Annotated in this window: 14 protein-coding genes; 13 read left to right on the forward strand and 1 reads right to left on the reverse strand. The window is 58.6% G+C overall.

Going from position 1 to position 12,926, the window contains the following annotated elements; genetic code table 11:
• The first annotated feature begins 115 nt into the window (after window positions 1-115).
• From GTO89_RS01350 to ytfJ, 3 genes are all read left to right on the forward strand, one after another.
• A complete protein-coding gene (locus tag GTO89_RS01350) occupies window positions 116-943 on the forward strand; it encodes a DUF2953 domain-containing protein (RefSeq protein WP_161260251.1) in 828 nt (275 codons plus the stop codon).
• Between the two features lie 316 nt (window positions 944-1,259).
• A complete protein-coding gene (locus GTO89_RS01355; protein ID WP_161260252.1) occupies window positions 1,260-2,132 on the forward strand; it encodes a methyl-accepting chemotaxis protein in 873 nt (290 codons plus the stop codon).
• Window positions 2,133-2,300: 168 nt separating this feature from the next.
• Window positions 2,301-2,714 (forward strand): GerW family sporulation protein, encoded by a 414-nt coding sequence (gene ytfJ, locus GTO89_RS01360; protein ID WP_170294325.1) that lies wholly within the window; start codon window positions 2,301-2,303, stop codon window positions 2,712-2,714.
• A 64-nt stretch (window positions 2,715-2,778) separates the two neighbouring features.
• On the opposite strand, the gene GTO89_RS01365 is transcribed toward ytfJ, so the two are convergent.
• Complete coding sequence (locus tag GTO89_RS01365) at window positions 2,779-5,154, reverse strand: transglycosylase domain-containing protein (protein WP_161260254.1); 2,376 nt, start codon at window positions 5,152-5,154, stop codon at window positions 2,779-2,781.
• A 205-nt stretch (window positions 5,155-5,359) separates the two neighbouring features.
• Here GTO89_RS01365 and GTO89_RS01370 point away from each other — a divergent pair, with 205 nt between their 5' ends.
• The 10 genes from GTO89_RS01370 to aroH all read left to right on the forward strand — a co-directional run bounded on the left by GTO89_RS01370 (window position 5,360) and on the right by aroH (window position 12,863).
• Window positions 5,360-5,947 (forward strand): nucleoside recognition domain-containing protein, encoded by a 588-nt coding sequence (locus tag GTO89_RS01370; protein WP_161260255.1) that lies wholly within the window; start codon window positions 5,360-5,362, stop codon window positions 5,945-5,947.
• Between the two features lie 2 nt (window positions 5,948-5,949).
• On the forward strand, window positions 5,950-6,486 hold the full coding sequence (locus tag GTO89_RS01375) for a spore maturation protein (protein WP_161260256.1): 537 nt from the start codon (window positions 5,950-5,952) through the stop codon (window positions 6,484-6,486).
• A gap of 202 nt (window positions 6,487-6,688) precedes the next feature.
• On the forward strand, window positions 6,689-6,940 hold the full coding sequence (locus GTO89_RS01380; protein WP_161260257.1) for a hypothetical protein: 252 nt from the start codon (window positions 6,689-6,691) through the stop codon (window positions 6,938-6,940).
• Between the two features lie 207 nt (window positions 6,941-7,147).
• Window positions 7,148-8,566 carry a pseudouridine synthase gene (locus GTO89_RS17745; RefSeq protein ID WP_161260258.1) on the forward strand — a complete coding sequence of 473 codons (1,419 nt, stop codon included), beginning with the start codon at window positions 7,148-7,150 and terminating at the stop codon, window positions 8,564-8,566.
• Window positions 8,454-9,050, forward strand: a complete 597-nt coding sequence (cobO, locus tag GTO89_RS01390) for a cob(I)yrinic acid a,c-diamide adenosyltransferase (RefSeq protein ID WP_161260259.1) — start codon at window positions 8,454-8,456, stop codon at window positions 9,048-9,050. The genes GTO89_RS17745 and cobO overlap by 113 nt, the downstream gene beginning before the upstream one ends.
• Window positions 9,040-10,110, forward strand: coding sequence for a nicotinate-nucleotide--dimethylbenzimidazole phosphoribosyltransferase (gene cobT, locus GTO89_RS01395; RefSeq protein ID WP_161260260.1), 1,071 nt, complete (start codon window positions 9,040-9,042; stop codon window positions 10,108-10,110). Before cobO ends, cobT begins: the two co-directional genes overlap by 11 nt.
• A 92-nt stretch (window positions 10,111-10,202) precedes the next feature.
• A complete protein-coding gene (locus GTO89_RS01400; RefSeq protein ID WP_161260261.1) occupies window positions 10,203-10,667 on the forward strand; it encodes a hypothetical protein in 465 nt (154 codons plus the stop codon).
• 39 nt (window positions 10,668-10,706) lie between these two features.
• Window positions 10,707-12,008 carry a BaiN/RdsA family NAD(P)/FAD-dependent oxidoreductase gene (locus tag GTO89_RS01405; RefSeq protein WP_161260262.1) on the forward strand — a complete coding sequence of 434 codons (1,302 nt, stop codon included), beginning with the start codon at window positions 10,707-10,709 and terminating at the stop codon, window positions 12,006-12,008.
• 44 nt (window positions 12,009-12,052) lie between these two features.
• Window positions 12,053-12,472: a HutP family protein gene (locus GTO89_RS01410; protein WP_161260263.1), complete on the forward strand. Its 420-nt coding sequence runs from the start codon at window positions 12,053-12,055 to the stop codon at window positions 12,470-12,472.
• Window positions 12,473-12,491: 19 nt separating this feature from the next.
• A complete protein-coding gene (gene aroH / locus GTO89_RS01415) occupies window positions 12,492-12,863 on the forward strand; it encodes a chorismate mutase (protein WP_161260264.1) in 372 nt (123 codons plus the stop codon).
• Window positions 12,864-12,926 lie beyond the last annotated feature (63 nt).

Genomic DNA, 12,926 nt, shown 5'->3' on the forward strand with positions numbered 1-12,926 from the left:
CCGACCCTTCAGAAAGATCCGATGACCGAGATCCTGGGATTCCTTCACCAAAGAATGGAATATTTTAGGGCGGTTTGTGGGATGCTATCTTTCCGAATGGGAGGGTGGCGGTTCCATGACCAAGCTGTTGTTCTGGACCCTCATGGGCGGCGTTTTCGTCATTGCCCTGGGGGTCCTCATCATATACCTGCCCTTTACCATGCAAATCCGCTACCGCAGGAACGGCGAAAAGGATGACTTCGTCGTCAACTGGCTGTTGTTTGGCATCCCGTTCAAGCTGATCAACCTGCCGAAGGTTGACGTAAAATCGGAAAAAACACCGCCGACCATTTTGGTTCGTCTCAAGAAGCTCTACCAGCGAAAAGCCCATCAATCAGAACAGCGGGTTGACCGTTTCTTCACCGTCTTCACATCGGCCTGGCCGCGACTGAAGCGGCTCCTCCGGATCATTCGTCTGGAAAAACGCAATTTTTGCCTGCGCCAGCTGCGCTGGGAGACCCGCGTCGGCGCTCGGGACGCCTTGGATACGGCGCTGATCGCAGGCAGCCTTTGGTCATTCAAATATATGCTGGTGGCCTGGTTGGATCGGTTCGTCGACGACGTAGACCACCGGCCGAGGGTGAATGTGGTGCCCCTCTATGGGGGCAAACGGCTGGACGTTTCTTTGGATTTTGTATTCACCATCCGGCCCGGTCACATTATCGTCGTCGGTTTATGGAATGCCGGTTACTTCCCCGGCAACATGCCGAAAGCTTTTGACAAAAACCGTCGAGGGCCGGCGGAAGGCAAGGGGGAGCGGCGCGAAGAGAAGCCACGCGATGAGAAGCCTCACAATGAAAGGCAGCAGGAATACGGCGTTCCGACCATCGTTCCCCCGCCTCGACGCTACGCCAACCGGATGAAGCAACAAGAGAGAAAAAAGAAGGTCAAGTGGAGAGAATAGATCAATCAGTGGCAAATCGGTAAACCTGAAAGCCCACAGAAAGCCTACTGAAAGCCGGGATCATGTTGACGCCCGGCTTTTTACGTGTCTGAAAAAGGGAAGCTGCCGATTCTGCGCGAGGCTTCGAAAACCCGATGAAGATGAATCGGTGCAGTGATTTAACAGATATGCCAAGGAAGATGCGTGGGGTTAGAAAGTAATATATGGTATTATTTTAATGGGGTCTGACACTATACTTGCTACGCCAAAAATAAAATTTTCTCAATCCATAGGTTCCGTTCGTAATGATGGAATGCATTAAGGGGTGAGGGAACAGGTGGAATGGAAGGCGTTAGAAAAATACGGTTCAACGAAGACCTTGCAAGTCGGTGAACTTCTCTTTCGAGAAGGTGAAGAGGGAAAAGAGATGTTCCTCCTGTTGCAGGGCGCCATCGAGGTTTACGTCGAGAGGAATGAAAAAAAGATCACCCTGGCTGTGCTTCGGGAAGGAACGACCTTTGGCGAAATGACGCTCTTGGAGAGAATGCCGCGAAGCGCCAACGCCAAGGCGATCGAATACACGAAGCTATTGGTGCTTGATGAACCGAGTTTTCGCGATGTGATCCGGGAACAAGGGGACTTTTCCTGGATGCTGATGAAGGAGTTATCGTCTCGCATTCGCAGCAATAATCTCGATGTGATTCAACGAATCGGACAAGACCTGCAAGATGCGGCCCACCAATTAGGGGAGTATGCTCATCAAATTACCGGTATGGTGACGAGAGTCGTCGAATCGTCCAAGGAAATCGAAACAAACCAATCCCTCCTGTTTCAGGATATACAAGAAGTATCAAAGTTGGCCGAGAAAATCAGTAAATCCTTTGACTTTGTGCGGACCATCGCGAATCAAACGAAGATCCTCGGCATCAATGCTTCCATTGAGTCGGCGCGAAGCGGGGAACAGGGGAAGGGATTCGCCGTCGTCGCCCGCGAAGTTCGTCAACTCTCTGAGCTATCGAAAAATAACGCCGAAGAGACGCGAAAGTTGCTTACCGACATAGAAGGTCGAGTAAAAAATATCAGCCATTCTTCTGAAAAGAGTTCCACGCAGTGCCAGAAGCAAACGACGGAAAACCAACAAATCGAAGCGCTGATCGAAGAGGTCTTGAAGTTATCGGAACGTTTGGTTCAGATAGCAACGACGTTATGATCGTAATCGGCCGGTTTCAAGCGGGAGTTGCCTATACCCTTGAAATCATGTGCCTGGACGGCGTTGAATGGCATAAATCCCTTTCCATCCAGCCAAAATAGCCCTAGATAGTACGTTGTATAGGTGGAAGGGGAGAAAACATAGGTGAATCATCCCATCGAAGCGCTCATGAGGACGGCCATGGAGAGCATCAAAGCGATGGTCGACGTGAATACGGTAGTTGGTGATGCCGTGGAAGCCCCGGATGGCAGTTTGATCATCCCAGTATCGCGCGTCGCCTGTGGATTTGCCGTCGGGGGTTCCGAATTCTCCGACCATAAGCCCGAAATTCCTGACACGGAATCGGTGCTTCCCTTTGGCGGCGGCAGCGGCGCCGGCGTCTCGGTTCAACCGGTCGGCTTCCTCGTCGTCCACGGCGGAACTGTTCGCCTGTTGCCCGTTGACGGCAATGCCGTGATGGATCGATTGATCGATCTGGCGCCGCAGGTGCTGGATCGCATCCGGGACATGGTCGCCGATAAAGAGGAGGAAAAGGAAGAGTGTCTCGAAGAGTGCCATGAGGCAGACGAGAGGGCTCACTAAAGGCGAAAACAAAGAACAGAGCGGCGATCCGGAAAGTCGGGTCGCCGCTCTGTTGCGTTTTAGCCTATTCGAAGAGGCGCCAATGATCCTCCGGTGGATCGGTGGGATGCGGCATTGGAACGTTATCTGACGGGAGCGGCTCTCTGTCGGCGCGACCGAGGGGAGGCGCCTTGATTGAATCGGGCGCCGGTCCATCGGGTGATGATGTTCCCGGAACCGGCCGTTGCGGCGCCGGTTGTGCAGGCGTTGTGGCCGGCGGGGGACCCGTCGAGGGGGAGGGAGTGGTCGATGGAGACGCCGAGGGGGGAGAGGTGGACGGCGTTTGGGGAGGCGCTCCGCCGGACACCGAAGAGCCAGGCGGCGAGCTATCGACAAGATTGGGAACCGGCGACGTATCGGGCGCCTGTTCGGCCCGCTCCTCCCTTTTTGGACCGGGGCGAACCCAGGGGTCGACATCCTTCGGACCCACGTAGCGGGCCGTCCGGTGCGCATCATACCCCTCCGGCTGCGCAAAGGCGGCGACAGGATAATCGTGAAGGGATGTGCTCAGCACCTCCCGGAACATCTGGGCGGGATAGGAGCCGCCGTAGACCTGTTTCAGGTAATGCTGGCCATCGGTGCGGTCATAGCCCATCCAGACGGCGCAGGTCACTTCCGGTGTATAACCCACAAACCAAGCGTCCTTGTTGCCCTTGACGTTCTTAAACTCGGGCAGGGGCGGCAGTTCTGTCGTCCCCGTTTTTCCGGCGACGGGGCGGCGCATCTGCGCCCGGTAGCCGGTGCCTGATTGGACGGCCGTGATCAGCATGTCTGTCACCCGGTAGGCGGCCACCGGCGACAACACCTCGTCCTGCTTCGGCTCGATGATCTTCTCCTTCCCCAGGGCGTCGACGACGCGGACGACGGCGTGGGGTTCCACATAGACGCCGCCGTTGGCCAAGGCCGCATAGGCGCCGGCCATGTGCAGCGGGGCGACCCCTTGGGTCATGCCGCCGAGGGCCAGTGAAAGGTAGCGGTCTTTGTCGGTGAGCGGGAGGCCGACTTTTTTGGAGATCTCGACGCCGCGGTCTGTCCCCACTGTTTTCAATAGGTACACTGCCGGGATGTTGATCGAGTAGGCCAGCGCCTCCCGGATGGTGATGGCGCCTCGGAATTTGCCGTCATAGTTGCCCGGCGCGTAGCCGTTGAAGTCCATCGGCCCGTCGTAGACGACATCCTCGGGGATGAAGCCGTTCTCCATGGCGGGGGCATACACCATGATCGGCTTGATGACCGATCCGGGTTGGCGGCGCAGTTGGGTCGCCCGGTTGAAGCTGCGCCGGCCGTCATAGTTGCGACCGCCGCCGATGGCGACGATCTCGCCGTTATGATGGTTGACGACGACCATGGCGGACTGCACCGGTTGGTCCGCCGGTCCGGGCGGATAGAGGGATTCATCGTTGATCACCTCTTCCACGCGCTGCTGAACAACCGGCTGGAGCGACGTATAGATCTTCAAGCCGCCGCGAAAGACCTGATCCTCTGTGTAGCCGTGGCGGTTGCACAGTTCGAAAACGACATGATCGATGAAGGCTGCGAATTGGCGATTCGGCGTAAACCCGTGCAGTTGCTGTGGGAGCGGTGTTTTTTTGGCCTCTTCCATCTCTGATTCGCTGACCAATCCGTTCTTGGCCATGATGGTGAGGACAGCGTTTCGCCGATCGACGGTGGCCTCCGGATTGGCGATGGGTGAGTAATAGCTGGGCGCTCGGGGCATCGAGGCGAGCAGGGCGGCTTCGGCGAGGTTCAGGGCGGAGACGCTTTTGCCGAAATAGGTCTGCGCCGCTGCCTGCACGCCATAGGCGCCGTTGCCGAAATAGATGCGGTTGAGGTACATTTCCAAGATCTGCTCTTTGCTGAAGCGCGACTCGATCTGAAAGGAGAGAAAGGCTTCCTGGACCTTTCGCTTGATCGTTTTGTCATTGGTGAGAAAGGTGTTCTTTACCAACTGCTGGGTGATTGTGCTGGCCCCCTGGGAGAAGCGCCCATCCTGGAAGTTGGTCACCAAGGCCCGCCCGATGGCTCGAAAGTCAACGCCTTGGTGATCGTAGAAGCGAACATCCTCAGCGGCAATGATGGCGTTCTTCATGGCCGGCGGGATTTCATGCAAAGCGACGGGGATCCGGTTTTGCTCGCCGTGCAGGGCCGTGATCAATCCGCCTTCATAATCATAGATGAAGGAAGTGGCGGCAAGGGAACCCAGGGTCGAGGCGTTCAGTTCCGGGCGGTCATGGAGGTAGTAGACAACGAGACCGTAAAGGCTGACGAGAAAAAGGAATAAAATGCCCAGGGTGACTTGCAGGAGCCTTTTTCCCAGGGAACGAGAACGGCTGGGCGGGGGGCTTTCGGAGGGCAGGGTTTCATCGCTCCATGCCGGAGAAGGCTTGGATCGCTGGGACATACGGTGACACCTCCCGCAGTCATAGGCGCCGACTGAATCACACCGGCAGTCGGGATAAAACTAAAATTTACTGTAATATATTAACATAAATAGAGCTGAAAATCCATTTTTTTATTCACCTGCCTCTTCATCAGTTGCCGGCAGAGGCGCCGGTTCTAGCCTGTCCCCGCCTTTCATAGTTTGTACCGTCGAAGGGGGGATTGGGATGAACGCCATTTGGCTCTTTTTCCTTTTGGGCGGAATCGGCATCGCTGCCGCTCGGGGAGATGTGCAGAAAGTGACCGACGGGGCTTTAAAAGGGGCGGAGATGGCTGTTGAGGTCGCCTTGGGCCTGATCGGGGCGATGGCGCTCTGGCTGGGCATCATGCGCATCGCCCAGGAAGCCGGTTTGATCGATCTCGTAGCCCGGATCGCTCGTCCCTTTCTGATCCGGCTCTTTCCATCCATCCCGCCCAACCATCCCGCCCTCGGTCATATCCTCATGAACCTGAGCGCCAATGTGCTGGGTCTGGGGAGCGCGGCGACTCCCTTCGGCATGAAGGCCATGCAGGCGATGCAAGAACTGAATCGGAATCGGCCCGAGGCGTCAGAAGCCATGTGCACCTTTTTGGCGCTCAACACCTCCTGCATCACCCTGATCCCGGCGACGATCATCAGCGTGCGCGTCGCCGCCGGTTCGGCAAATCCCACAGAAATCGTCGGACCGACCATCCTGGCGACCATGGTGGGCATGACCGTGGCCGTCACGGCGGATCGGTTGTTGCGCAGCTATTATCGGCGACGGGGGGATTGACTATGCCTACAGCGATCATGGACACCTTGTCCCAGTGGACGGTTCCGGCGCTCTTTGCGATCGTGCTGGTGGCGGGGGCGCTGCGCGGCGTCAAGGTCTATGACGCCTTTGTCGCCGGCGCTGAGGAGGGCTTTTCCATCGCCGTCAAGCTGATCCCTTATCTGGTGGCCATGCTGATGGCCATCGGCATATTTCGCGAGACCGGCGCCATGGACATGTTGATGGCCTTTCTGGAGCCGGTCACATCCGTGTTGGGGATACCCGGCGAAATCCTTCCCTTAGCGATGATGCGACCCCTGTCGGGGAGCGGCGCCCTCGGCGTGGCCACCGAACTGATACAGACCTTTGGGGCCGATTCCTTTATCGGACGCCTGGCTTCAACGATGCAGGGGACGACAGATACCACCTTTTTTGTTTTGACCATTTACTTCGGCGCCGTTGGGGTGCGCCGGTACAGATATAGCCTCTACACGGGATTGCTGGCTGATGTGACCAGTTTTTTGGCGTCTGTCTATTTTTGTAGAATTTTCTTTAAATGATTTGCAAAGTTGTTCAAAAAGTACTTTCCCTCACAAAAGGATTATGGTATGATAGCAACCAGAAAGAGTTGCGCGTCTATTCTGAAAAAAAGAAATTTGATGAAAAATGTCCCCCTGTCAGTCGTATTTTTTTAAGGGAAAATGGAATCCTCTACCTCGAACGGTTTTTTGTGAGTAAAAATGGAAGAGAGGTGTGCCAACCATGCCCACGTCCCCGCTTTTTCAAGTCGGAGATCGCGTCCTTACCTACAATTCTCAACCGGGGACCGTCGTCGATGTCATCACCGATGACGACAATGCGAAGATACTGTTGATCAAAATTGACAACATGCCTGGGGAATATGCCTACGAATTTACAGAGGTCATGCCTGTTCAATCGACAGGAACCCATAAAGCGAAGAAGTCCGATCCCCTCTTGGATTTCACCATGAAGATGAAACGCCAATACGCCTGACGAGAGCCTGAACCGTTGTTCGTGGGCAGAAAAGCGAGTTTGACGGGGAAGATTTCGTGACATCAGGGATGATGCAGAAATATGAGGGAATCGAAAGGGCCTGCCGGCGACGCGGGCCTTTTTGTATGCCCGGGCGGGTTTTCATGGTATAGTGTGGGCAGATAGGAAAAACTAAGCCGGAATTGGCTTCGGGAAATGAGGGCTTCTATGGATAGTCAAACCGTTCGTTTACAAAAGTTGCTGGCGGCGCATGGTGTCGCGTCTCGCCGGGAAGCGGAAGCGATGATCCGGTCGGGGCGGGTGCGCGTCAATGGAACCATCGTTCGGGAACAGGGAGTGCGCGTCGACGAAGCCCATGATGTGGTTGAGGTGGACGGTCGCGCCCTCGAACGGCGCGAAGCGCCTGTCTACTATGCCCTGTACAAGCCCAGGGGGGTCGTAACGACCTGCAAGGATCCCCAGGGGCGGCAGACGGTGATTGGCCTCCTGCCCGGCGTTACCTCACGGGTCTATCCCATCGGGCGGCTTGATCAGGATACGGAGGGTCTCCTCCTGGTGACGAATGATGGGCAATTGGCCTTCCGGCTTACCCATCCCCGTTTCGGTGTCGAAAAGACGTACCGCGCCCGCCTGCGCGATGATGTGAGCGAGGCAGCGCTGAAGGCGCTTGCGACGGGCGTTCCGCTGGAAGACGGGATGACGGCGCCGGCCGAGGTGCGCCTCCTCCGCCGCGAAGGGGGAGCCACCTGGATCGAGATCAAGATCCACGAGGGCCGCAAGCGCCAGATCCGCCGGATGGGCGATGCCATCGGACACCCGGTCATCGATCTGGAGCGGATCTCCTTCGGCCCGATCACCCTGGGCAAACTAAAGCCCGGCGAGGTTCGCCCCTTGACCCCGGCAGAACTGCGGGCGTTGCGGGCGGCGGCGGGAATCACAGAGGCGGCTGAGCCGAACCGGGGCAGGGATTCCCGCCGGCAGCCGGCGAAAGCCGCTGCGGTGGCGCCCCCGGCCGGTACGGGGGGAGCGCCGTCGGGACGAGCGGTGGCTGCTCAGGCAAAGCGAGGGGGCGCCTTTTCAAAGGCCAACAACCCGCAGGAACGAAACAAGCGATCCGTTGCCGGTCCGGGTCGTCCCGATGGGCGCAAACGGGGACCAGCGGAACTGGACGAGCGCAATCCGGCCAGGTATAGTGATCAGCGGGAAAAAGAGAAAAGCGCCCAGGCTCACCGGGAGCCCAAGGGGCCCGTAAGAAGAACGGAAAAGGGGCCCGGTAAGGGGTTTGATAAGGGGTTTGATAAGGGGTTCGATAAGGGGTTCGATAAGGGCACTGCCAAGGGCTTTAAAAAGGGAACGGCAATGGGACGGGCCAAAGCACCATTGGAAGCCCCGGCAAAAGGGCCTTATAAAGGGCCCTATAAAGGACCTGCCAGGGATTCGGCCCAGGGTGCTGCGCAGGAAACGGGAAGAGGTCCCAAGGGATTCCGGGAAGGAAGGGACGGAGGCGATCGGCGTGACAAGAGCGCGTCTGGAAAAAGGCTTGATTCAGGTGTACACGGGAAATTCAAAGGGAAAAACGACGGCGGCCCTCGGTCTCGCTCTGCGGGCCCTCGGTCACGGGTTTAAGGTCTATATCATCCAATTTATGAAAGGCAGTTCTTATTATGGAGAACTGTTTTCCCTGCAGCGGCTCTATCCCGATATTCAACTGGCCCAGTATGGCCGCAACTGTCCCCATGATCCCATGATCCGGCAGGGTGAGATGCAGTGTGTCGGCTGTGGCGGTTGCTTCGTCCGCAAAGGCCATGCGACCGAACAGGATCAGGTCATGGCTGATCGCGCCATGGAACGGGCGCGCGAAGTGATCACAAGCGGCGATTACGATATCGTCATCCTCGATGAGTTGTCCAATGCCCTCTGGTTTGAGTTGGTCACCATCGAGGCGGCGCTGGAACTGTTGAAGGCCAAACCGGATCATGTGGAAGTGGTGATCACCGGCCGGAACACGCCGCCAGAAATCCTGGAGAAAGCCCACCTGGTGACGGAGATGCGCGAGATCAAGCATCCCTATCAGATCGGCGTTCCCAGCCGCCGGGGCATTGAATACTAATCCCGTCGGCGCCCTGGATCGCAAGGCCATGGCCGCCGCCCGCGCCCACTGGGACGGGCTGATCAAACCGCCCCAAGGGCTGGGCTCTTTAGAGGAGTTTGTCATCCACCTGGCTGGCATCACCGGTTCTGCCAGGCCCAGCCTGCTTCGCCGGCGGGCGCTGGTGATGGTGGCCGAACACGGGGTAGCCGAGGCGGGTGTCAGCGCCTACCCGCCCGGCATGACGCGCGAGATCGTGAAGGCCTTTTTAGAGGAAAAATCGGGCACCGCCGTTTTGGGCCGGGAGACCAGAACAGAGGTGCACCTCATCGATGTGGGGCTGAAGGATGACTGCGGACCAAAGGGCAGCCTCTTTGCCATGCCGGATCGAGACCGGTCGGTGACGACGCTGCGCTGCCGCAAGATCGCTCCGGGCACGGGTAATTTTCTCCGGGAACGGGCGATGTCGCGGGAACAGGTTTTCCAGGCTTTGCAGACCGGATCGAGCCTTGTGCGCGAGGCGGTCAGGGATGGGGTGCAAGGACTGGCCCTGGGGGAAATCGGCATCGGCAACACGACCGCCTGCAGCGCCATCACGGCCGCTTTGCTGGAACTGCCGCCGGCAGAGGTTGTCGGTCGAGGCTCCGGCCTCTCGCCGGCCAGTATGGAAAAGAAGCGCCTGGTCATTGAAGAGGCTCTGGCCTTGCACCGTCCGCCGGCCGGTGACGTGATCGAGGTGCTTTCCATGGTCGGCGGTCTCGAGATCGCCGCCCTGGCCGGCGCCATTCTGGAGGCGGCCCGTTGCCGGACGCCGGCCGTCCTTGACGGATTTGTGACCTGCACCGCCGCCCTGTGCGCCCATCGCCTCGACCCGGCCATCGGCGACTACCTGTTGCTCAGCCACCGCTCGAAAGAACGGGGCCAGCAGCAGATCGTCGAACGCCTCGGTCTTCAACCGCTGCTGGCCTTTGACCTGCAGTACGGGGAAGGCGTTGGGGCGGTGCTCGCTCTGCACCAGGCCTACCTCGCCACCTGCGTCTTGCGAGATATGGGGATGTGGCCGAAAAAAAAGGATTTTTAGCCCCATAGCTCGAATTATGGAAAATAATGAAAAGACGTGGTTGGAGTGGTGGCTCTGTGGTCGCCGGCTGACCTGATCGTGGAGTGACAAACGTGGCGAACGGAATCAACGGGGACGAATGGCGCCGTCCGGCCTTGCGGGCGCGGGTGCGCTTTGACTTTCATACGCCCATCCGCAAAAATAGGCTTTTTTTCGGCGCCCCTGACGTGGATAAAGAGGCCGAGATGATCCGCGAGCAGCAGGTGGCCCTGCTGCGCAACGTGCCCATCCAAGGGATCACCGTTGAGGACATCGATATGGCCATCGACATCTATATCCTGCTTGATGAGGCGACAGGCAGGGAGATCGCCTTTGCGCCTGTCATCGTGACCGTCGGCGCCGACACGCTCGAAGACCTCTTGCGGTTCACCCTGCGCGACGAGTATCGCAAGATCGAACTGATTGAACCGGAACAGTTCTTCCTCCATCGCTTCGAACTGGAGCGTTTCATCTTCCGGATCAACGAGGACCAAAAGCAATACCGCCAGGCGCTGGAACGGCGTCTGACACCGCGTTGACATCCAGCACATCTTGGGCGAGAGAGCAATAGGGAGGCAATGACGACACTGGATACGGCAAGGATCATCGTCATCGGAGGGGGGGCCGCCGGCTTGACGGCGGCCATCATGGGGGCCAGAGCAGGGGCTCCCCTTTTGCTTTTGGAAAAAAACGATCGATTGGGAAAAAAATTGCTCATCACCGGCAAGGGCCGTTGCAATGTGACCAATGACACGGACACAGAGGGCATCATCGCCAACCTGCCCGGCAATGGCCGCTTTTTGCACAGCGCCCTGCGGGCTTTCGACGCCCGGCAGACGATGCGCTTTTTTGAAGAGGAACTGGGGCTTCCCTTAAAAGTAGAGCGGGGCAACCGTGTCTTTCCCCAGAGCGACCGCGCCTCTGATGTGGTCGAGGCCATGGTCCGCGAGTTGAAGCGGCTGAAAGTGGAGGTGCAGACGGGGCGGACGGTGACGGCCATCGAGCGGGACGGGAGCGGCGCGGTCCGCGGCGTCCGCACCGCTGACGGCCAATTCTATCCCGGCGCCGCTGTCGTCGTGGCGACGGGAGGGAACACCTACCCGGGCACAGGCAGCAGTGGCGACGGCTTTCGTTTCGCCGGTGAGTTGGGCCATGCGGTGACGACGCTGCGACCGTCCCTGGTGCCCTTGATCACGGCGGAGCCTTGGGTCAAGGAGTTGCAGGGGTTGACGCTGAAAAACGTGCGGGTGTCCCTCCAGGACAAGGCCGGCAAAAAGCTGGGCGAGGAGTTCGGCGAGATGATCTTCACCCATTTCGGCGTCTCGGGCCCGGTGATCCTCAGCCTCAGCAAGCACGCCACGAACTACTGGGAAAAGAAAGGCGCTCCCGAGAAAAACCCGCTCCTCGTCAAGATCAATCTGAAACCGGCGCTGACGCCGGAGCAGTTGGACGCCCGGATCCAGCGCGATTTTGCCCAGTTCCAGCGCAAGCAGTTCAAAAACGCCCTCGGCGATCTCCTGCCCAAGTCGCTGATCCCGATCGTGATCGCCCTTTCAGGGATTTCGGAGGACAAGTTCGTCCACCAGATCACCAAGGCAGAGCGGCGCAACCTCTTGGAAACGTTGACGGCGCTGACGGTGACGGCCACCGGCCATCGGCCCATGAGCGAAGCCATCGTCACCGCCGGCGGCGTGGACATCCGGGAGATTGATCCGAAAACGATGGCCAGCAAGCAGATTCTCGGTCTGTTCTTCGCCGGCGAGGTGGTCGATGTGGACGGCTATACAGGCGGATTCAACCTGCAAGCGGCCTGGTCGATGGGTTATATGGCCGGTCGGGCGGCGGCGAAGCTTGTCAAGGCCCCGCAAGGGGGGCTATAATGGGCATACCCGGTGCTGAATCGGGAAGGATGGGAGGACGGTTCATGGGAGGCAATCCGGGAAGCAAACGCGTAGCGACGGCCGCCTTGCGCCTGGCGATGAGCGAGAGCCGGGAGGACGAACACCAGTTGCGGCGCCTCTACGCCGAAGAGGGGATCCGGACTGCAGCCGTTGATTACGGCGGAGAGTTCGTTCCGGCAGTGAAAAAAATCATCGAGCGGGCAGTTGTGGCGGCCAAGCGAGAAGGGGTCATCCGGGAAAGCCACCCGGAAGAAGGCGCCGTGGCCGGCGCCACCCACGAGGCGTTGACCCAGATCCTGCCCAAAGCCGTTGGGTTGAACATCGGCGGCAAGGTGGGGATTGCCCGGTTCCATGATCACATCAGTGTGGCCGTCTTTTTCGGCATCGGCCTCCTTCATTTGGACGAGGTGGCTGTCGGTATGGGCCACCGGGCGGCTCTGTAGTACGGTAGGGGGGGAAAATATGACAGTCAACTATGTGCGCGGCATTCGCGGCGCCGTCACTGTCGACGAGAACTCGAGGGAAGGGATTCAGCAGGCGACGAAGGAATTGATGCGGGAGATCGTCGAGGCCAACGGGCTGCGGCTGGAAGACATCGCATCGGCCATCTTTACGGTGACGCCCGATTTGAACGCCGATTTCCCGGCCTATGCGGCCCGGGAGATGGGGTGGCACCAGGTTCCGCTCATGTGCATGGGGGAGATCGACGTGCCAGGCGCGCTGCCGCGCTGTGTCCGTGTGTTGATTCATGTCAACACACCAAAAGGGCAGGACGATATGGTCCATGTCTACTTGGGTGGCGCCGTCAAACTGCGGCCCGACCTGCGCCGGTGAACATAGGAAGACGTATATTTAAGAAGCTTTTGTGGCCGCTCCGCTTGGAGCGGCTTTTTCGCG

The sequence above is a fragment of the Heliomicrobium gestii genome (genome assembly GCF_009877435.1).
Lineage (GTDB): Bacteria > Bacillota > Desulfitobacteriia > Heliobacteriales > Heliobacteriaceae > Heliomicrobium > Heliomicrobium gestii.